The 21,140-nt window shown below is 66.6% G+C and carries 14 protein-coding genes and 3 rRNA genes; 12 read left to right on the top strand and 5 right to left on the bottom strand.

Features of this window, described 5'->3' with window-relative positions:
- The first annotated feature begins 92 nt into the window (after positions 1-92).
- Genes QE410_RS02265 through QE410_RS02280 form a run of 4 tightly spaced genes read left to right on the top strand, consistent with a single transcriptional unit; the run spans position 93 to position 5,032 of the window.
- Entirely contained in the window at positions 93-1,502 is a 1,410-nt protein-coding gene (locus tag QE410_RS02265; protein WP_307327316.1) for an ABC transporter substrate-binding protein, read from the top strand.
- The gene (locus QE410_RS02270; protein WP_307327319.1) at positions 1,499-2,413 is read left to right on the top strand and encodes a carbohydrate ABC transporter permease; all 915 of its coding nucleotides are present in this window, start codon (positions 1,499-1,501) and stop codon (positions 2,411-2,413) included. The genes QE410_RS02265 and QE410_RS02270 overlap by 4 nt, the downstream gene beginning before the upstream one ends.
- Complete coding sequence (locus tag QE410_RS02275) at positions 2,410-3,321, top strand: carbohydrate ABC transporter permease (protein ID WP_307327322.1); 912 nt, start codon at positions 2,410-2,412, stop codon at positions 3,319-3,321. Before QE410_RS02270 ends, QE410_RS02275 begins: the two co-directional genes overlap by 4 nt.
- Positions 3,322-3,349: 28 nt before the next feature.
- The gene (locus QE410_RS02280) at positions 3,350-5,032 is read left to right on the top strand and encodes an alpha-amylase family glycosyl hydrolase (protein ID WP_307327325.1); all 1,683 of its coding nucleotides are present in this window, start codon (positions 3,350-3,352) and stop codon (positions 5,030-5,032) included.
- 156 nt (positions 5,033-5,188) lie between these two features.
- Here the strand turns inward: QE410_RS02280 and QE410_RS02285 are convergent, their stop codons facing one another.
- From QE410_RS02285 to QE410_RS02300, 4 genes are read right to left on the bottom strand one after another with little or no spacing between them, the layout of a single operon-like run.
- Positions 5,189-6,001: a galactosyltransferase-related protein gene (locus QE410_RS02285; RefSeq protein ID WP_307327328.1), complete on the bottom strand. Its 813-nt coding sequence runs from the start codon at positions 5,999-6,001 to the stop codon at positions 5,189-5,191.
- Complete coding sequence (locus QE410_RS02290; protein WP_307327331.1) at positions 5,998-7,005, bottom strand: glycosyltransferase; 1,008 nt, start codon at positions 7,003-7,005, stop codon at positions 5,998-6,000. Before QE410_RS02290 ends, QE410_RS02285 begins: the two co-directional genes overlap by 4 nt.
- Complete coding sequence (locus QE410_RS02295) at positions 6,999-8,135, bottom strand: glycosyltransferase (protein WP_307327335.1); 1,137 nt, start codon at positions 8,133-8,135, stop codon at positions 6,999-7,001. The genes QE410_RS02290 and QE410_RS02295 overlap by 7 nt, the downstream gene beginning before the upstream one ends.
- Positions 8,132-9,283, bottom strand: a complete 1,152-nt coding sequence (locus QE410_RS02300; RefSeq protein WP_307327338.1) for a glycosyltransferase — start codon at positions 9,281-9,283, stop codon at positions 8,132-8,134. The genes QE410_RS02295 and QE410_RS02300 overlap by 4 nt, the downstream gene beginning before the upstream one ends.
- Before the next feature lie 58 nt (positions 9,284-9,341).
- On the opposite strand from QE410_RS02300, the gene QE410_RS02305 reads away from it, so the two are divergent.
- The 6 genes from QE410_RS02305 to rrf all read left to right on the top strand — a co-directional run bounded on the left by QE410_RS02305 (position 9,342) and on the right by rrf (position 18,439).
- Positions 9,342-10,283 carry a WcbI family polysaccharide biosynthesis putative acetyltransferase gene (locus QE410_RS02305; protein ID WP_307327341.1) on the top strand — a complete coding sequence of 314 codons (942 nt, stop codon included), beginning with the start codon at positions 9,342-9,344 and terminating at the stop codon, positions 10,281-10,283.
- On the top strand, positions 10,280-11,275 hold the full coding sequence (locus tag QE410_RS02310; RefSeq protein ID WP_307327343.1) for a glycosyltransferase: 996 nt from the start codon (positions 10,280-10,282) through the stop codon (positions 11,273-11,275). The genes QE410_RS02305 and QE410_RS02310 overlap by 4 nt, the downstream gene beginning before the upstream one ends.
- Positions 11,272-12,606 (top strand): glycosyltransferase family 2 protein, encoded by a 1,335-nt coding sequence (locus QE410_RS02315; RefSeq protein ID WP_307327346.1) that lies wholly within the window; start codon positions 11,272-11,274, stop codon positions 12,604-12,606. Before QE410_RS02310 ends, QE410_RS02315 begins: the two co-directional genes overlap by 4 nt.
- 554 nt (positions 12,607-13,160) lie before the next feature.
- Positions 13,161-14,682: ribosomal RNA gene (locus tag QE410_RS02320) — 16S ribosomal RNA — on the top strand.
- 423 nt (positions 14,683-15,105) lie between these two features.
- Positions 15,106-18,218: ribosomal RNA gene (locus QE410_RS02325) — 23S ribosomal RNA — on the top strand.
- Positions 18,219-18,322: 104 nt separating this feature from the next.
- A 5S ribosomal RNA gene (gene rrf, locus QE410_RS02330) occupies positions 18,323-18,439 on the top strand.
- The 16S, 23S and 5S rRNA genes sit together here, the layout of an rRNA operon.
- A 46-nt stretch (positions 18,440-18,485) precedes the next feature.
- Here the strand turns inward: rrf and QE410_RS02335 are convergent.
- Positions 18,486-19,418 carry a hypothetical protein gene (locus tag QE410_RS02335; protein WP_307327347.1) on the bottom strand — a complete coding sequence of 311 codons (933 nt, stop codon included), beginning with the start codon at positions 19,416-19,418 and terminating at the stop codon, positions 18,486-18,488.
- On the opposite strand from QE410_RS02335, the gene QE410_RS02340 reads away from it, so the two are divergent.
- Both QE410_RS02340 and QE410_RS02345 read left to right on the top strand, forming a co-directional pair.
- A complete protein-coding gene (locus QE410_RS02340) occupies positions 19,377-20,099 on the top strand; it encodes a hypothetical protein (protein ID WP_307327348.1) in 723 nt (240 codons plus the stop codon). The genes QE410_RS02335 and QE410_RS02340 overlap by 42 nt on opposite strands.
- Positions 20,099-21,130 (top strand): HAD-IIA family hydrolase, encoded by a 1,032-nt coding sequence (locus tag QE410_RS02345; protein WP_307334309.1) that lies wholly within the window; start codon positions 20,099-20,101, stop codon positions 21,128-21,130. The genes QE410_RS02340 and QE410_RS02345 overlap by 1 nt, the downstream gene beginning before the upstream one ends.
- Positions 21,131-21,140 lie beyond the last annotated feature (10 nt).

The following is a 21,140-nucleotide window of genomic DNA, read 5'->3' on the forward strand; positions in this document are numbered from 1 at the left end:
TTCTGCTGCAATACTGCCTGCACGACATTGATTTGGCGAGTAGATTTACTCGCCGACACAACATATTCGCAGTGCGGCGGAGGAGGAACCAGGTGTCGACGAAGACCAGAACGGTGCGGCGGTGGGCTGCTGCGACCGCGGTGGGGGTGCTGGGGGCGGCGATGCTCGCCGGGTGTTCCGCCGACGGGCGCGAGACCATCCGCTTCACCTTCAGCAAGCGCGAGGCGCTGTCGTTCATGAACGACGTCGTCGCCGAATACAACGCCTCGCAAGACCGGGTGCGCGTCGAGATGGACAGCTCGGGCGTCGACGTGGTCTCGGCGAGCTTCGTCCGCGGCAACCCGCCCGACATCATGCTCGCCAACTACAACTACGAGACCGCCCGCTTCGTGCAGCGATGCGCGCTGAGCGACCTCTCCGGCACGACGGCCGCGAGCACGGTGCGCGACGACCTGCAACCCCTGATGGACCAATACGGCTCGTGCGAGGGGCGCACCAGCGCGCTGCCCTACTCGGTCATGGCGGCCTCGGTCATCTACAACCAGCAGATCTTCGACCAGTACGGCCTCGAGGTTCCCACCACGTGGGACGAGCTGCTGGAGGTCTCCGAGACCCTGAAGGCGAACGGCGTCACCCCCTTCTACGGCACGTTCAAAGACGACTGGACCGTCGGTCAGGGCTGGTACGACTACTCCGTCGGCGGATCGCTCGACGTCATCGACTTCTTCGACGCGCTCGCCGCGGAAGGTGACGAGGTCGGGCCGCAATCGCAGGTCTCGTTCGCCAAGGACTTCAGCGAGCCGATGGACCGCATGCTCGAACTCGCCCAGAACTACACGAACCCGGATGCCGAGAGCCGGGCCTACGGCGACGGCAACCTCGCGTTCGCCCAGGGCCAGGCGGCCATGTACCTGCAGGGCCCGTGGGCGCTCGGCGAGATCGCGAAGACCTCGCCCGACCTGCCCGTCGGCACCTTCCCACTGCCGATGACCGACGACCCCGACGACCTGAAGGTGCGCGTCAACATGGACCTCGCGGCCATCATCCCCGAGGCGTCGCGTCACAAGGATGCCGCCCGCGACTTCCTCGAGTACCTGTACCGGCCCGAGGTGATCGAGGCGTACAACGAATCGCAGCTCGGGTTCACCCCCACCACCGACGCGCCGGCGCCCAGCGACCCTCGCATCGCCGGAATGATCCCCTACTACGACGAGGGCCGCATCTACCAGGGCGCCTCGGTGCTGGTGCCCAAGACCATCCCGGTCTTCAACTACGTGCAGGCGATGCTGTTCGGTGCCTCGCCGCAGGCCACGCTGAACACCCTCGACGAGGACTGGTCGCGGCTCGCCTTCCGCCAGCCGCCGGCCTCGACCACCGACGCGGCGCCGACCGACGCGGCGCCGACCGACGCGGCGCCGACCGATGCCGCGCCGACCGCCGCGGCAGGCGCCTCTGCGAGCGCCGAACTGACCGACGCATCCGGCGAGGAGGCCGCGCGATGAGCACCACGACCACGATCGTCACGGGCGGGAAGGCGGCCGCGCGCCGCAGCACCCGCCGCGTGGAGCCGATCTACTACCTGTTCCTGCTTCCGACGCTCGTGCTGTTCACGCTGGCGATCACGGTGCCCGGCATCATCGGGATCTTCTTCAGCTTCACCGACTCGATCGGTCTGGGGGAGTGGAACTTCACCGGGCTGACCAACTACATCGCCATCTTCAGCGACCCGGCGATCCTGCAGGCCTACCTGTTCACCTTCGGCTTCTCGGTCGCCACCGTCATCGTCGTCAACGTCGCGGCCTTCCTGCTCGCGGTGGGGCTCACCGCGCAGATCCGCTTCAAGAAGGCGCTGCGCACGGTGTTCGTCATCCCGATGGTGATCTCGGGCATCATCATCGCCTACGTCTTCAACTTCCTCTTCAGCAACTCCGTCCCGCAGGCCGGAGCCTCGCTCGGCATCCCGTGGCTCGAGACGAGCCTGCTGGCCAATCCCGACCTGGCGTGGGTCGCGATCGTGATCGTCACCGCGTGGCAGGCGATCCCCGGGACGCTGCTGATCTACATCGCGGGCCTGCTCTCCGTGCCCGGTGACGTGTACGAAGCGGCTGGTCTCGACGGGGCGAGCAAGACGCAGCAGCTCCTGCGTATCACCCTGCCCCTGGTCGCCGGATACGTCGTCATCAACGTCATCCTGGGCTTCAAGGGCTTCCTGAACGCCTACGACATCATCGTCGGTCTCACCGGCGGTGGTCCCGGCACCGCGACGCGCAGTGTCGCGATGTCGATCATCCTCGGCTTCAACGGAGGCGACTACGCGTACCAGATGGCGAACGCGGCCCTGTTCTTCATCGTCGCCGTCGTTATCTCGCTCCTGCAGCTCTCGCTGACCCGGGGAAGGAACACCCTGTCATGACCGCTCTCAACCAGCCCGCGCTCGCCTTCGAGCAGGCAGAGCTCGCCGTACCCTCCCGTCGGGGCGCCCGTGTCCGCCGCGTCGGCACCGAGCGCATCAACTGGTCGACGACGACCATCCTCGTGCTGTGCTCCCTGACCGTGCTGCTGCCGCTGTACGTCACCATCTCGATGGCGCTCAAGAGCGGCACCCAGGTCGTCGACGGCAACGCCTTCTCGTTCCCGTCGCCGATCAGCTTCGACGGGTTCGTCCAGGCGTGGACCCTGACGAAATTCCCCGTGGGACTCGCCGTCTCGCTGCTGGTCACCGCCGGCACGGTCGTGGCGACGATCGTCCTCGCCGCCTTCGCCTCGTACGCCATCGCCCGCAACTGGGACCGCAAGCTCTTCCGCTACTCGTTCTTCTACCTGCTCGCGGCGATGTTCATCCCGTTCCCGGTGGTCGCGCTCCCGCAGATCCAGCTCACCGGACGCGTCGGTCTCGACAACCCGGTCGGCGTCATCGTCCTCGCAACGATGTTCCAGCTGAGTTTCAGCGTGCTGCTGTTCACGGCGTTCCTGCGCTCCATCCCGCTCGAGCTCGAAGAGAGCGCCCGCATCGACGGCGCCACCACCTGGCAGACGTTCTGGCGGCTCATCTTCCCGCTCCTGGCCCCGATGAGCGCGACGGTCGGCATCTTCGCGTTCCTCTACGCCTGGAACGACTTCATGATGCCCTCGCTCATCATCAGCGACCCGGCGCTCCAGACCCTGCCGGTACGCCAGAACCTGTTCCAGACGCAGTTCAGCAACAACTACAACGTGGCCTTCGCCTCGTACCTCATGGCCATGGCCCCCGCGATCGTCGCCTACCTCTTCACCCAGCGATGGGTGATGGCGGGCGTCACGCAGGGCGCCGTCAAGGGCTGACACCGACCACCCCTTCGAAAGGACAACCGTGACCACCGCCGCACCCTCCGTGCAGACCCGCGAGCTCTCCGACGCCCCCGACTGGTGGCGCCAGGCCGTGGTGTACCAGGTCTACCCGCGCAGCTTCGCCGACACCGACGGCGACGGCCTGGGCGACATCAAGGGCATCACCTCGCGTGTGCCGTATCTCGCCGAGCTGGGGGTGGATGCCATCTGGCTCAGCCCCTTCTATCCCTCCGACCTCGCCGACGGCGGGTACGACGTCGCCGACTACCGCGACGTCGACCCGAAGCTCGGGACCCTGGCCGACATGGACGAGCTCATCGCGCAGCTGCACGCCCACAGCATCCGGATCGTCGTCGACATCGTGCCGAACCACACCTCCGACAAGCACGCGTGGTTCCAGGAGGCGCTCGCCGCGGGCCGCGGCTCCGCAGCCCGCGAACGGTACATCTTCCGCGAGGGCACCGGCGTCGACGGCGCCGAGCCGCCGACCGACTGGGAGTCGCTCTTCGGCGGGTCGGCGTGGGAGCGCGTCGACGACGGGCAGTGGTACCTGCACAACTTCGACGTGTCGCAGCCCGACCTGAATTGGGACAACCGCGAGGTGCGCGACGACTTCCTCACCACCCTCCGGTTCTGGAGCGACCGCGGGGTCGACGGATTCCGCATCGACGTGGCGCACATGCTCACCAAAGACCTCACCGAGCCGCTGCCCTCGCGCGCCGAACTTGCGGCCCTCCCCTTCGACGGCACGCACCCGCTGATCGACCGTGACGACGTGCACGAGGTGTACGCCGAGTGGCGTGAGGTCTTCAACTCGTACGACCCGCCGCGCACCGCTGTCGCCGAGGCGTGGGTGCACCCCTCGCGCGTGCCGCTGTACGCCAGCGCCGAGAGCCTGGGCCAGGCGTTCAACTTCGACCTGCTCGAGGCCGACTTCGACCCCGCGCAGTTCCGCCGCATCGTCGCCGACAACCTCGCGCTCGCCGCGGAGTCGGGCTCGTCGACCACCTGGGTCCTGTCGAACCACGACGTCGTGCGCCACGCCACGCGCTACGGCCTCCCGGATGCCGAGCGCGGCGCCGACGGCCGACCCACGTTGAAGCACGGCAACGAGTGGCTGCTCTCCGGCGGCCAGTCGCCGACGCTCGACACCGCACGCGGGGAGCGCCGCGCCCGCGCGGCGGCCACCTTCGTGCTGGGCCTCCCGGGCTCGGCGTACCTGTACCAGGGCGAGGAGCTGGGCCTGCACGAGGTCGCCGAGATCCCCGACGCCGACCGGCAGGACCCGACGTTCTTCCGCAGCCCCGGTATCGACCAGGGGCGCGACGGATGCCGCGTACCCCTGCCGTGGAGTGCGGAGGGATCCGCGTTCGGCTTCGGCGAGGGAGGCGCGCACCTCCCGCAGCCCGAGTGGTTCGGCACCTACGCGGTCGACGTGCAGGACGGCGATCCGGCCTCGACGCTGTCGCTGTACCGCCGTGCGCTCGACCTGCGCCACGAACTGCAGACCGACGAGCAGCTGCAGTGGATCGACGCGGGTCGTGACGACGTCGTGGCCTTCGAACGCCCGAACGGCTGGACGGTCGTGACGAACTTCGGCGCGGAGCCGGCGCCGCTCCCGGTCGGCGAGGTGCTGCTGGCCAGCACCGCGCTCGAAGGCGACACCCTCCCCGGCGAGACCACGGTCTGGCTCCGCCGCGCCTGATCGCCTCGACGAAGCCCCGGCGCAGCCCGCGTCGGGGCTTCGCCGTCCCCGCAACCCGTCGAGCGTCCGACACGCACCGTTCGTGCGGCATCATCCCGGACTATCGCCCCCGTGCCGTCGGCCCCCGTCCCGATCGAAGACCGGGTCGCCACGCCCTCAGCGCACCCGCGCCCATCCGTCGCCGCGCCGCTCGATCGCCCCGGCCGCGGCGAAGGCGTCCAGCCACCCGCCCATCGGCCACACCCCCCACCGCTCGTGGAACGCGGCGCCGTTGCGCAGGATGTCGTCGAGGTGCTGCCACGGGGGAGAAGACACCGGATGCCACTGGTGGTAGGCATCCGCCCCGCCGACCCACCGCATCTCGACGTTCCGCGCCCGGGCCGTCCAGCCGAGGTCGGTGTCTTCGGCGCCGTAGCCCTCGTAACCGGGGTGGAAGCCGCCGATGCGGTTCCATGTGCCGGGCGTGACGGCGAACGACAGCGACCAGAACAGGTCGTATTCCGCCGCGGTCGCTGCTCGGGTCCGGCCCGCGGGAAGCGCCGGCCGCGCCCGGTGCGGACGGGTGAGAAAGGGCAGGTCGCGGGCTCCTTCCGGGCGCTGCACGCTCGCGAGGTAGGTGACGGCGCCGGCCAGAAGCGCCTCCGGGTGCGCGTCCGCCGCAGCGCGATACGCGGTCAGCAGGTCGGGCCCGGGCAGACAGTCCACGTCGAGGAACACCAGCAGCTCGGCGCCGGCGGTGATCGCGGCCGCCGCCGCCCGATTGCGCCCCTCGCCGACGCGGAATCCGTGAGGCCCCGGCGGCACGTGCAGCGTGATGGTGTCGGCATCCCGGATGCCATCCGGCAGCGCCTCGTCGAGCCAGGCCTCCACCCGCACGATGTCGCCCGCCACCTCGGCGAGCACGCGCCGCTGACGCTCGAGGTGCTCCCGGCGGGCGGCCGAGGCAACGGTGATGACGGCGGTCTTCACGGGAGCGCCCCCTCGATGGCGTCGGCCATCCGCTGCGCGGCGCCGGCGATGCGCCACCGCGTCCAGTCGGGGATGTCGTCGGCCGCACGTTCGACGAGATCTGCCAGGTCGGAGGCCAAAACCGTCTCCTCTACCTGCCGGGCGAGGCCCCAGGCCACCAGGGCGTCGGCCGTCGCGTGCTGTTCGTCGAAGGGTCGATCCTGCGCGATGACGACGGCACGGGCTCCGGATGCCGCGAGGTCGGCGACGCTGTTCTGCCCCGCCGCGCTGACGACCACCGTGCTGCGGGTGAGTAGCGGCCAGGGGTCGTCGACGCGCGAGGTGTCGTCGTGCCCGACCGAGGTGACGGTCCATCCACGCTCACGGAGAAGGCGGGCGGCGTGGTCGCGCACTCCGGGGCGCAGCACGCGCCCGAGCAGCAGCACCTGTCGACCATCCGTCGACTCCGACGCAGGCCGCCCGTCGAAGCGCGAGATCCCGCCCGTCCACGTCACTCGATCGCCGTGCAGCGAGAGCCCCGGCGCGGGCACGGCGCCCTCGGGCCACGGTGCGACGATGCGGTCGGCCAGGTCGTAGGCGAGCACGTGCGCGGGGTCGACCCGCACCCCCGGCTGCGTGACCGCGACCGTGCGGAGCCCCAGCAGTCGCGCGAAGGCGACGACCTCGGCGCTGACGTCGACGACGAAGGTCTCCAACTCGCGTTCCACGGCCGCCGTGGCGATCGCGGCGAGCCGCGCCCGGTGCCCGGGGTGTCCGTGCGGCGCCCAGTGCAGGTGGCCGCGCACCGTCGGGTCGGCGTCCCGTGGATCGACGCGCCTGCCGTCCCGCCCTTCGAACGCATCGGCGTCTTCCGGCAGCAGTACCCACTCCACGTCACCGGCGAGAGCGGCCGGTCGCGGCATCGACGAGAACGCGATCACGCTGTCGCGCAGGTGCGGCTGCACCGCGAGGAACCGCGAGACATGGCCGAAGCCGTGGTGGTGGACGTACCAGCCGATCACCACGACACCGCCGGCACGCGTCGCGCGGCGACGGGCTGAGCGGTGTGGGCGAGCACGCGTTCGACCTCGCGGTAGCGCTGCGCGAGCGAGTGCTGGCGTACGGCGGCCCGCCGGGTCCACACGCGGGTGAGCGGCTCGCGCGCGCCCTCCGCGGCGAGCTGTGCCGCCGCCTCGCCGAGCGCCACGACGTCGCCGGGCATGACCGTCGCCGCCCCCGGCATCCCGGCCAGCACCTCCGACACCCCTCCGATGTCGAACGCCGCGACGGGTGTACCCGTTGCCAGCGCTTCGGCGATGACGAGACCGAACGGCTCTTCCCACATGGGGGTCACCAACGCGACGGCCGAGGACCCCACCAGACGGCACAGGTCGGGTTGACGCAGCGGACCGACGTAGCGCGCGTGGGCACCGAGGCGCGGCACGATCTCCTGCTCGAAATAATCGACATCGCCGATGCGTCCCGCCAGCACGATGTGCGCACCGGCCGAACGGGCGGCCTCGATGGCCAGGTGGGGTGCCTTCTCGGGCACGACGCGCCCCGACCACACCCACGACGGCCCGCCGTCACCGCGCGTCCACTGGTCGGTGTCGATGCCGTTGGGGAAGACGAAGGCGTCCACCCCTTCCACCGACCACGCGCGCGCCGTCGCCTGGCTCACGGCGACGAAGCGGTGCGGGCTGTCGCGCACCTCCGACGCCGCCGCCAGCATCGGTTCGAGCGGCGGCGTGTGCAGCGTGGTGACGACCGGGATGCCGGCCGCTCGGCTCCACCGGATCGGAGCCGGGTGGAGGCTGTGGTTGTCGACGACGTCGTACAGGTGCCGATCGGCGACCAGCCGGTCGAGAGCGGCGTCGTACGCGGAATCGACGGCGGCGGCGTACCCCTCCGGGTACTCGGTGTCCGACGAGTCCTCGGGCCGGGTCCATTCGGGCACGGGAAGGCGGAACTCGGGCACGTCGCCGAGGAAGTCCGATCCCTCCGCCGCGCACAGCGTCACCTCGTGGCCGCGGGCACGCAGCCACCGCACCCGATCCCACACGCAGGCTTCGAGTCCGCCGGCGTGGGGCTGGCGCAGCGGGTAGCGCGAGGGTGCGACGACGAGCACCCGCAGCGGGCGCGCACCGCGGATCACGCGGCCACCTCGCTCGACAGCGCCCGGCGATACACCTCGAGATGCGCCGCGCGTACAACGTCCAGCTCGGCGCGCCGCTCCGCCTGCCGACGCTCCACCTCGGTCGCGCGTGCGAGCGATCCCGGGGTCGTCCACGCCGGCGCGGTGGCATCCACGATCGCCCGGGCGAGCGAGACCGGGTCGCCGACGTCGAAGGAGTGGAAGTCGTCCGGATGCTGCGCCGCGATGTGTCCGATCCGCGTGCTCACGATCGGCACCGCGAGGTCGTAGCAGAGCTCGGCCCAGCCGGACTGGGTGCCGTGACGATAGGGGAGCATGCACGCGTCGAGATCGGCGAGCCACGCGGCCAGCGCGTCGTCGTCGAGTCGCGCGCCGCGCTCGACGGTGACGCCGTCGGCGCCCTCGACGAGACGGTCGATGGATGCCGCTGCCTCCGCGTCGCGGACCCGCTCGTTCGTCCGCACGAGTGCGTCGATGCGTGCACCCCGGGCACGCAGGTCGGCGATGGCCCGGACGAGGGTGGCGGTCGTGCCGACGCCGTCGATGTTCGGTCGGAGATCGCGAAGGTGGACGCCGATGCGCACGGTGGTTCCGGTGCGGCCGGAGGGGCGGGGTCCGTGTCCGAGCAGCGTCGGGTGAGAGATCACGGCGACCGATCGCCGGGCGATCGCTTCGACCGCCGCTGCGGCGCTGTCGGTGAGCGCGATGAGCTCGTCCGCCCCCGCCGCGAGCACCGAGACCGACGCGAGGTGCTCATCCTGCTGGTTCAGCTGAGGGTTCTCGAGATCGTGCACCGTGTAGACGAGGGGTTTGCCGAGGCGGTGCAGAGTCGCCACCGTTGCCCGCAGCTCGTCAGGCCCGTAGGACTCGATACCGAAATGCACGTGGACCAGGTCGAAGTCATCGGCGTGCGCCTCGAGCCACTCGGGCAGCAGCACTTGCGGCGGCCACCACTGGCCGCTGGGAGCACCCGGCGGCGGGGGATCGGCGAGGAGGGTCACGCGACGGGGATCGGCGATGGCCGCGACATAGGGGTGGTTCGAGGGCACCGCGGCGATGCGAACCGGGGGAACAGTGGTGGCGACGATCTTCTTTCCTCCTCGTGCGGTGATGTGGCCATGGCGTGCGCGTACCGCATCGCCAGGCACATCGCAATGCAACGGGGCGGTTGGGACGACGATGACACCGACGGATACGTTTCACATCATGGGTGGCGAGAGTGAGCGGCTGGGAAGCCTTGCGGACCACGGCGAGGCGGTGATAGCGCGACGCCGGCACTACGGCGAATTCTTCGGTCTGACGCCGTTGCCCGAGAATTTCGGCCTGGTCGTGGGCAATTGTCAAGCGGAATCACTTCGGTTGGTGATCGCGTCCGACGCCCTTCCCGCCATCCGCGTCCCCGCCGTCCACGAGCTCACGGCCGACGACGCCCGGCGTCTGCACGAGCTGCTCGCGGGGGCCTCGTTCCTCGTCTCGCAGCCCATCCGCGACGACTATCGTGGCCTCCCTCTCGGTACCGCACAGCTGCGCGCCTCGCTGCCGACCGCGGCCCGCGCCGTCACGGTTCCGGCCGTCCGCTTCGCGGGTCTGCACCCGTTCCAGGCGGTCCTCCGCCTCCCCGCCTTCCCCGAAGATCCCCCTCTCGTCGCCTACCACGACGTGCGCATCGTCGCGGAGGCCGCCGGAACCCCCGTCCCCGCCGAATTGCCCGTCGCTGCCGTGCACGCCATCGCCGACGCCTCGGTGGCCGAGCTCCGCCGCCGCGAGGCCCTCGGCCTCGACATCGCGGCATCCGACCTCTTCGCCCCTGTCGTCGAAGATCTCGCGCGCACCGTGAACCACCCCGGAAACGCCCTGTTCCTCCCGCTCGGGGAGCGGCTGGTCGCGGCCCTCGGCGCACCCGGCCGAGTCGTCGATCCCGGGCGCCCGATCCTCGCGGGCGTCCGCGCCCCGCTGGAGCCCTGGGTCGTCGACGCGTGGAAACTGGACGCCACGCCCCGCCCCGACTGGATCGTCGCGGGTGAGCCCCTCTCCGCCGAGCTCGTCCGCGAGGCGCACCTGGCGTACTACGCCGAACGCCCCGCCCTGCTCGCCGCGGTCGCGGCGCGCATGGAGCCGCTCCTACGCACGTGGGCGGGCGCCGCATGATCGAGCTCCCGATCCCGGATGCCGTCCCGCCGGTGCTCCTGGTGCACCCCGGGCCGCACGGCGTCGCCGTCTACGCCCGCGAAGTCGCGGCCGAGTTTGCCCGGCAGCGACCGGACGTGCGCGTGACGACGCCGGACGCGCTCGCTGATCTCCCCGCGGGAACGCCGCTGCACGCGCACGTCACCGATCGGCTGTGGGGGGCGTCGCCGGAAGAGGCGGGCCGCACCGTCGTGGCGCTCGCGCACAGGCACCCGTTGACGGTGACCCTGCACGACGTCCCGCAGGCGTCCGACGGAGAGCGCAATCGCCCGCGCCGTCAGGCGTTCTACCGTGCCGTCACCGCCTCCGCCCGCGCCGTCGCCGTCAACAGTGCGCACGAGCGCGAGCTGCTGCGCGAAGAGGGGGTCTGGGACGGGCCGGTCGCCGTCGTGCCGCTCCCGGTCGAGACGGTCGAGTCGTCGGCATCCGTGCCGCACGATGATGCCGTCGGTGTGCTCGGATTCTTCTACCCCGGCAAGGGCCACGACGAGGCGCTCGCCGCCACCGTCGCGGCGGGCATGAGCCGTCTCACCGTCCTCGGTCGCGCCTCCGACGGGCACGCCGCCGACCTCGACGCCTTCGTCCGTCGCGCCGACGACGCCGGTGTGATCGTCGAGGTGACGGGATGGCTCGACGAGCCCGAGATGATCGCTCGCGCCCGTCGAGTCGCGGTGCCGGTGATCGCCCACCGCCACGTGTCGGCGTCGGGTTCGCTGGCATCGTGGATCGGTTGGGGCCGCCGGCCCCTCGCCGTACGCAATCGCTACGTCGATGAGATGGTCGCGCTCCGCCCGGGCGCCCTCCGCGTGGTCGAGCCCGACGCCCTGGCCGAGGAGGTCGCCGCGGCGCGCGTCGATGCGCGGCGCACGTGGCACGGCCTCGACCCGGTGCCGTTCGGCCGTGTCGACGCGGCCCGCGCGTACCTCCGGTGGTGGGCGGAGATCTTCCGATGAGCGGCGAGTGGAACGACCGGATGCCATGGGTCCCGGGCAACCGGTGGGACCTCGTCGCCCATCGCGAGCCGGAACCCCCGCGGGTCAGCGTGATCGTGACGCACTACGACCAGCCGGCCGAGCTCGCGCGGACGCTCGCCGCGCTGCGGCAGCAGGATCACCCGGCCGACCGCCTCGAGGTCATCGTCGCCGATGACGGATCCCCGCAGAAGCCCGATGTCCCTGCCGGTGTCCGCCTGGTCCGGCAGGAAGACCGCGGGTTCCGGGCCGCCGCCGCCCGCAACCTCGGTGCCGCTGCCGCCACGGGCGACGTGCTCTGCTTCCTCGACGCCGACACCACCCCCGAGCCCGCCTATGTGCGGCGGATCTCCCGCCTTCCCGCTCTGCTGCCCGAGGCGGTGACCGTGGGTCGCCGCCGTCACGCCGACTTGAACGACATGGATGCCGCCGTGCCCGTCGCCGAGGCCGGCCCCGCCCGTGAGCTGCCGGAGCCGGCGTGGCTCCGTGACGCCTACGTGCGCAGCGACAACCTCCTGCGCGCTGACGACCGCTCGTACCGGTACGTCATCAGTGCTGTCATGGCGTGCTCGAGCGCGTTCTTCCGTGAGCTCGGGGGATTCGACGAAGAGTTCGCGTCCTACGGCGGAGAAGATTGGGAGTGGGCGCACCGGGCGTGGCAGGCCGGCGCCGTGCTCGCTCATGTCCCGGATGCCGTCGCCTGGCACGACGGCCCCGACTGGGCGGGACGATCCGGCGACGACCGTGCCCGCGAGGGCAATCGGCAGACCCTGCTTCTCGCGAGCAAGATCCCGGTGCCGGGCTCCGCCGGACGCGGACTTCTACCCGCCGCCCCCGATCTGGTGGTCGAGGTCCCGGCCGGACTCAGCGCCTCTGCCGAGTTCGTGTGCGTCGACTCCATTCTCGCGGCTTTCCCCCTGGCTGCGGTGGTGCTTCCGACCGAAGCGCGAAGCCCGCTCGTGCGCGCAGACCCGCGCGTCCGCGTCGCCACCGATGCCGAAGGTCTCGACGCGCGCCTGACCCTGCGCCTCGAGAGACCGCTGGTGATCCAGGATGCCGCCCCCCTCTCCACCGCCCTTGCCTCGCTGAGTGACGCTGACGTCGATGCGCTGCGACTGATCGACCAGGCGGCGTCTCCGCTGGGCCGGGTGATGTCGCGTCGCGCCCGCCATCGACGCGAGCGGTGGGGCACGACCGCCGGCATCGCCGAGAGCACTCTCACTCTTTCCGGCGCGTACGTGCTCCGCGACGAACCTCACGTCGAGGCCTGGGTCGGCGGATGGGGCGGACCGGATCGTCTCGCCGCCTCCTGACGGCGGGATGCCTCACGATCACCCCGCAGGGCGCTTGGCCGCTGCGCGACACGCCCGGGATGGGCCTCGATTCGCCGAGATCCCGGAACCCACGTAACTTATTACTTGTTCGCCCCACAGGGGAGAGCGGAGCGGCCGGAAGGCCCCGCGTCCTCTCAAGCGGTGAATCAATCCCGACAACAGCACTTGAGAGTTTCACCTCTCTGGTCTACAGTTGGGATCCTGCCACTCGGCACACACCCACAGCTGACACTCTCGTTTACGAGCGCTGTCTTGCTGTTCGTGTCGTCGGTGGCCATATATAGAAGTGAACTGCCTCACGGGTTGGTCGAGATGACTGTTTCTGTGGGTGCGTCCGTTCCTTGAGAACTCAACAGCGTGCACTTGTCAAATGCCAATTTATTCCTCGTCGGACCGTTTGGTCTGGTGAGAATTCCTTTGGATCAAAGTCCAACCCTTCGGGGTTTGGCAACGGATAGTCAGCAATGATTTATCTCTTTGGTCAGATTGAACTCGCTTGTCCCGACCTTATTCCGGTTAGGCAGCTTTTTTCTTTTACGGAGAGTTTGATCCTGGCTCAGGATGAACGCTGGCGGCGTGCTTAACACATGCAAGTCGAACGGTGAAGCCAAGCTTGCTTGGTGGATCAGTGGCGAACGGGTGAGTAACACGTGAGCAACCTGCCCTGGACTCTGGGATAAGCGCTGGAAACGGTGTCTAATACTGGATATGAGGCGTGATCGCATGGTCATGTTTGGAAAGATTTTTCGGTCTGGGATGGGCTCGCGGCCTATCAGCTTGTTGGTGAGGTAATGGCTCACCAAGGCGTCGACGGGTAGCCGGCCTGAGAGGGTGACCGGCCACACTGGGACTGAGACACGGCCCAGACTCCTACGGGAGGCAGCAGTGGGGAATATTGCACAATGGGCGGAAGCCTGATGCAGCAACGCCGCGTGAGGGATGACGGCCTTCGGGTTGTAAACCTCTTTTAGCAGGGAAGAAGCGTGAGTGACGGTACCTGCAGAAAAAGCGCCGGCTAACTACGTGCCAGCAGCCGCGGTAATACGTAGGGCGCAAGCGTTATCCGGAATTATTGGGCGTAAAGAGCTCGTAGGCGGTTTGTCGCGTCTGCTGTGAAATCCCGAGGCTCAACCTCGGGCCTGCAGTGGGTACGGGCAGACTAGAGTGCGGTAGGGGAGATTGGAATTCCTGGTGTAGCGGTGGAATGCGCAGATATCAGGAGGAACACCGATGGCGAAGGCAGATCTCTGGGCCGTAACTGACGCTGAGGAGCGAAAGGGTGGGGAGCAAACAGGCTTAGATACCCTGGTAGTCCACCCCGTAAACGTTGGGAACTAGTTGTGGGGACCATTCCACGGTTTCCGTGACGCAGCTAACGCATTAAGTTCCCCGCCTGGGGAGTACGGCCGCAAGGCTAAAACTCAAAGGAATTGACGGGGACCCGCACAAGCGGCGGAGCATGCGGATTAATTCGATGCAACGCGAAGAACCTTACCAAGGCTTGACATACACCAGAACACCGTAGAAATACGGGACTCTTTGGACACTGGTGAACAGGTGGTGCATGGTTGTCGTCAGCTCGTGTCGTGAGATGTTGGGTTAAGTCCCGCAACGAGCGCAACCCTCGTTCTATGTTGCCAGCACGTAATGGTGGGAACTCATGGGATACTGCCGGGGTCAACTCGGAGGAAGGTGGGGATGACGTCAAATCATCATGCCCCTTATGTCTTGGGCTTCACGCATGCTACAATGGCCGGTACAAAGGGCTGCAATACCGTGAGGTGGAGCGAATCCCAAAAAGCCGGTCCCAGTTCGGATTGAGGTCTGCAACTCGACCTCATGAAGTCGGAGTCGCTAGTAATCGCAGATCAGCAACGCTGCGGTGAATACGTTCCCGGGTCTTGTACACACCGCCCGTCAAGTCATGAAAGTCGGTAACACCTGAAGCCGGTGGCCTAACCCTTGTGGAGGGAGCCGTCGAAGGTGGGATCGGTAATTAGGACTAAGTCGTAACAAGGTAGCCGTACCGGAAGGTGCGGCTGGATCACCTCCTTTCTAAGGAGCATCTGGCGTCACAGTCTGTGGGTTGTGGTGTCCAGGCGCCAGGTCGGGACCGAATGTGTCTCGCTGGTTAGCTCATGGGTGGAACATTTGACGAGGCCTCATTGGTGGGGGTTTCTGCTGAGTACATCACTTCGGTGGTCGGAAAGGTGGGGGCTCTCGGTGGTGGGGCATGCACGCTGTTGGGTCCTGAGGGGCCGGGCGCTGATCGCGCTAGTCGGAAGGCTGGTGGTGGTTGGTGTGTGTTCCTCTGGGCCTCTTTTGTGCCTGCCGGTTGGTGGGTGTGGAGGGGGTTCCGCCCGTACTTTGAGAACTACACAGTGGACGCGAGCATCTTCCATGCAACTCTTCGGGGTTGTGTGGTGAAGATGATCTTAAAGATCATTAGTCAATTTTTTGACGATTCAACTCATGTGATTTCAAGTCTTTAAGAGCAAACGGTGGATGCCTTGGCATCTGGAGCCGAAGAAGGACGTAGCAATCTGCGATAAGCCTCGGGGAACTGATAAGCGAGTTTTGATCCGAGGGTGTCCGAATGGGGAAACCCCGCCAGGGCGCGTGCGTACCTGGTGACTCCCGCCTGAATATATAGGGCGGGTAGAGGGAACGTGGGGAAGTGAAACATCTCAGTACCCACAGGAAGAGAAAGCAACAGCGATTCCGTGAGTAGTGGCGAGCGAAACCGGATCAGGCTAAACCTTATGCGTGTGATACCCGGCAGGGGTTGCGTGTGGGGGGTTGTGGGACTTTTCGGATTGTTCTGCCGAGCAGTCGACGTGACAAGAGGGTATAGACGAACGGTTTTGAATGGCCGGTCATAGAGGGTGCGAACCCCGTAGTCGAAATGCTTGTTCTTGGCGTGAAGAGTATCCCAAGTAGCACGGGGCCCGAGAAATCCCGTGTGAATCTGTCAGGACCACCTGATAAGCCTAAATACTCCCAGATGACCGATAGCGGACAAGTACCGTGAGGGAAAGGTGAAAAGTACCCCGGGAGGGGAGTGAAATAGTACCTGAAACCGTTTGCTTACAAACCGTTGGAGCCTCCTTAGTAGGGGTGACAGCGTGCCTTTTGAAGAATGAGCCTGCGAGTTAGCGATACGTGGCGAGGTTAACCCGTGTGGGGTAGCCGTAGCGAAAGCGAGTCTGAATAGGGCAATTCAGTCGCGTGTCCTAGACCCGAAGCGAAGTGATCTATCCATGGCCAGGTTGAAGCGACGGTAAGACGTCGTGGAGGACCGAACCCACTTAGGTTGAAAACTGAGGGGATGAGCTGTGGATAGGGGTGAAAGGCCAATCAAACTTCGTGATAGCTGGTTCTCTCCGAAATGCATTTAGGTGCAGCGTTGCGTGTTTCTTGCCGGAGGTAGAGCTACTGGATGGCCGATGGGCCCTACAAGGTTACTGACGTCAGCCAAACTCCGAATGCCGGTAAGTGAGAGCGCAGCAGTGAGACTGTGGGGGATAAGCTTCATAGTCGAGAGGGAAACAACCCAGACCACCAACTAAGGTCCCTAAGCGCGTGCTAAGTGGGAAAGGATGTGGAGTTGCTTTGACAACCAGGAGGTTGGCTTAGAAGCAGCCACCCTTGAAAGAGTGCGTAATAGCTCACTGGTCAAGTGATTCCGCGCCGACAATGTAACGGGGCTCAAGCACGCCACCGAAGTTGTGGCATTGACATTTTTGGTAGGCCTTCGTGGTCCAGCCGTGTTGATGGGTAGGAGAGCGTCGTGTGGCGAGTGAAGCGGCGGGGTGACCCAGCCGTGGACGCTACACGAGTGAGAATGCAGGCATGAGTAGCGAAAGACGTGTGAGAAACACGTCCTCCGAAAGACCAAGGGTTCCAGGGTCAAGCTAATCTTCCCTGGGTAAGTCGGGACCTAAGGCGAGGCCGACAGGCGTAGTCGATGGACAACGGGTTGATATTCCCGTACCGGCGAAGAACCGCCCCAGTCAATCCAGTGGTGCTAAGAGTCCTAGCTCGGAATGTTCCGGATCCCTTCGGGGTGATGGTCGTCCGTGTGAACGCTCGACCCCATGCTGGTGCGGCTAGCGTATTAACAGGTGTGACGCAGGAAGGTAGCCCAAGCCAGGCGATGGTTGTCCTGGTGCAAGTGCGTAGGCCGACTCTTAGGCAAATCCGGGAGTCATGCAGGCTGAGACACGATGCGGATAAAAAGTGGGTGATCCTATGCTGCCGAGAAAAGCATCGACGCGAGGTTCAAGCCGCCCGTACCCCAAACCGACTCAGGTGGTCAGGTAGAGAATACCAAGGAGATCGAGAGAATCGTGGTTAAGGAACTCGGCAAAATGCCCCCGTAACTTCGGGAGAAGGGGGGCCATCCACTTATTAGGACTTGCTCCGAAAGGGTGTGGTGGCCGCAGAGACTAGTGGGTAGCGACTGTTTACTAAAAACACAGGTCCGTGCCAAGTCGCAAGACGATGTATACGGACTGACGCCTGCCCGGTGCTGGAAGGTTAAGAGGACCGGTTAGCCGCAAGGCGAAGCTGAGAATTTAAGCCCCAGTAAACGGCGGTGGTAACTATAACCATCCTAAGGTAGCGAAATTCCTTGTCGGGTAAGTTCCGACCTGCACGAATGGCGTAACGACTTCCCAACTGTCTCAACCGCGAACTCGGCGAAATTGCATTACGAGTAAAGATGCTCGTTACGCGCAGCAGGACGGAAAGACCCCGTGACCTTTACTACAGCTTGGTATTGGTGTTCGGTGTGGCTTGTGTAGGATAGGTGGGAGACGGTGAAGCATTCACGCCAGTGAGTGTGGAGTCATTGTTGAAATACCACTCTGGTCACTCTGGATATCTAACTTAGGACCGTGATCCGGTTCAGGGACAGTGCCTGGTGGGTAGTTTAACTGGGGCGGTTGCCTCCCAAAATGTAACGGAGGCGCCCAAAGGTTCCCTCAACCTGGTTGGCAATCAGGTGGCGAGTGTAAGTGCACAAGGGAGCTTGACTGTGAGACTGACAGGTCGAGCAGGGACGAAAGTCGGGACTAGTGATCCGGCAGTGGCTTGTGGAAGCGCTGTCGCTCAACGGATAAAAGGTACCTCGGGGATAACAGGCTGATCTTGCCCAAGAGTCCATATCGACGGCATGGTTTGGCACCTCGATGTCGGCTCGTCGCATCCTGGGGCTGGAGTAGGTCCCAAGGGTTGGGCTGTTCGCCCATTAAAGCGGTACGCGAGCTGGGTTTAGAACGTCGTGAGACAGTTCGGTCCCTATCCGCTGCGCGCGTAGGAAGTTTGAGAGGATCTGACCCTAGTACGAGAGGACCGGGTTGGACGAACCTCTGGTGTGTCAGTTGTTCCGCCAGGAGCACCGCTGATTAGCTACGTTCGGGATGGATAACCGCTGAAAGCATCTAAGCGGGAAGCCGGCCTCAAGATGAGACTTCCATGCCCCTTGTGGGTGAGAGGCTCCCAGCCAGACTACTGGGTTGATAGGCCGGATGTGGAAGCGTAGTAATACGTGAAGCTGACCGGTACTAATAAGCCGATGACTTGATAACACACCTGTTTTTGGTGCTTGCGTCCACTGAGTGGTTCTCGATGTACGGTCGAGAACAACAACAATGAAACAATCGTTGTTGGTTTACGAACACATCAATAGTGTTTCGGCGGCCATAGCGAGAGGGAAACGCCCGGTCACATTCCGAACCCGGAAGCTAAGCCTCTCAGCGCCGATGGTACTGCAGGGGGGACCCTGTGGGAGAGTAGGACACCGCCGGACTTCCTTTAACGAAATGGCCACCCAACGCTGGGTGGCCATTTCGCATTTACGGACATTTTTCCGGGGACGGACAGTCATGTCGACGGACGACGCGAACGATCGCGAGAGAAGAGACCAGCGTTCGAACGAGCGTGGATCCGATCGCAGGCAGTCCTCGCAGAGCCGGGGATCGTCTCCCCGTGGTGAACGCGCTCCGCGGCGCGACGGTGAGCGTCCCTTCCGTCGAGACAACGACGGGCGCCCTCCTCGCGCGGGCGGTGATCGTCCGTTCCGTCGGGACAATGACGCGCGTCCGCAGCGTGACGGTGATCGTCCGTTCCGTCGGGACAATGACGCGCGTCCGCAGCGCGATGGTGGCCGTCCGTTCCGTCGGGACAATGACGCGCGTCCGCAGCGTGACGGTGATCGTCCGTTCCGTCGGGACAATGACGCGCGTCCGCAGCGCGATGGTGGCCGTCCGTTCCGTCGGGACAATGACGCGCGTCCGCAGCGTGACGGTGATCGTCCGTTCCGTCGGGACAATGACGCGCGTCCGCCGCGCGATGGTGGCCGTCCGTTCCGTCGGGACAATGACGCGCGTCCGCAGCGTGACGGTGATCGTCCGTTCCGTCGGGACAATGACGCGCGTCCGCCGCGCGATGGTGGCCGCCCGTTCCGCCGCGACGGTGAGAGCACCGGGCGTCCGCGCCGCGAGGGCGACGCTCGACGCTCCGGAAGCAGCGAACGCCGGCCCTCCGGCGACCGTCGCCCGGGCGCGGGCGCTCCCCGACGTTTCGACCGGGAAGATTCGCGCGCCACGCGTCCGCCCCAGGATCGACGTGAGCGGGGGCCGGAGATCCCCGATGACGTGACGGCGTACGACCTGCCCGGTGCCGCACGCAACGAACTGAAGACCCTCAGCAAGGACAACGCAGAGAACGTCGCACGGCACCTCGCCATGGCAGCACGCCTGATCGACGACGACCCCGAGCTGGCTCATCAGCACGCGCTGGCGGCATCCCGGAGCGCCGGACGCGTAGGTGTGGTCCGCGAGACCGTCGCCATCACCGCCTACGCCGTCGGCGACTTCGCCCTGGCGCTGCGCGAGCTGCGCACGCACCGTCGCATCACCGGTTCTGACGAGCAGCTTCCGCTCATCGTCGACAGCGAGCGCGGCGTGGGGCGTCCCGACCGTGCGCTCGAGGAGGGCCGCGCGGTGGACCGTTCGACCCTCGCAGTGCCTGTGCGCGTGCAACTCGCGATCGCCATGTCGGGAGCGCGCCTCGATCTCGGTGAGACCGAACGGGCCCTGCAGGAGCTCGAGATCCCCGAGGCCGACCCGGACCGCGCGTTCGAGTGGAGCCCCGCTCTGTTCTCGGCTCGCGCAGCCGTCCTCGAGGAGCTGGGACGCCACGAGGAGGCCTCCGAGTGGGAGCGTCGCGCGCAGATCGCCGCCGACGCCCTCGATGCCGCCGCCGGAGTCGCCGACCGCGAGGTGATCGTCGTCGAGGAGATCGATCTCATCGACGATGAGGGTGGCGTAGACGTGGCATCCGGAGTCATCCCCGTAGACGAGGACGTCGACGTCGATGCCGCGGTCGCGTCCGATGACGACGCGGTCGACGGGTCCGCTGAGGGCGACATCGACGACCGGGCGGGCGAGCGCGAGGACGAGCGGTGATCTTCGGCCGGAGCAAGCAGGGGGCGACCCCGCTCGACGGCATCGATGTGGTGCTCGCCGATCTGGACGGTGTCGTGTACGCCGGTCCCGGTGCCCTCCCGCACGCGGTCGAGAGCCTCAACAGGGTCCAGGCTGAGGGGAAGCAGCTCGGCTACATCACCAACAACGCCTCGCGCACCGACGCTTCGGTAGCGGCCCACCTGTCGTCGCTGGGTCTGCGTGTGCAGCCGTCCGACGTGACGACGAGTCCGCAGGCGGCTATGCGGCTGATGAAAGACCTCGTTCCGGCGGGGTCGACTCTGCTCGTCATCGGCGGCGAGGGCCTCGTCGTCGAGGTCGAGAAAGCCGGGTTCGTCGTCACGCGCAGCGCGGACGACGCCCCGGCGGCGGTCGTCCAGGGCTTCGCGCCCGAGGTGGGGTGGGCGCAGTTGGCGGAGGCAGCGTACGCGCTGGCGACGCCCGTCGAAGACGGCGGCATCCCGTGGGTCGCGACCAACACCGACTGGACGATCCCGCAGGCCCGCGGGATCGCACCGGGGAACGGCACGCTCGTGTCGGCCGTGCACACGGCGGTCGGTCGCCTCGCGACGATCGCCGGCAAGCCGGAGCGTCCGATCTTCGACGAGGCCGTCGCCCGGACCGGGGCGCGGGCGCCCCTCTTCATCGGGGACCGGCTCGACACCGACATCCAAGGCGCCAAGACGGCGGGAATGCCGTCGGTGCTCGTGCTGACGGGCATCGATCGGCCCAAGCAGATCCTGGCCGCCATTGCCTCGCAACGTCCCGATTACATCGTCGAGGACCTGCGTCAGCTCTTCGAGCCGTACCCGGCGACCATCGTCAAGGGCGAGCGCACGCGCGTGGGCGACGCGGTCGTCGAGATCGACGGCGTCGACCTGCGCATCGTGTCGGAGGGACGTCAGATCGATCTTCTGCGCGCGGGTGCCGCCGCGATCTGGAACTCGGGCCGCGCGATCTTCGGGTTCCGCGTTCCGGAGCGTCTGTACATCGACCCGTTCCGCGTGCGCTGACGACGTAGCA

This window comes from Microbacterium sp. SORGH_AS_1204, assembly GCF_030818935.1.
Lineage (GTDB): Bacteria > Actinomycetota > Actinomycetes > Actinomycetales > Microbacteriaceae > Microbacterium.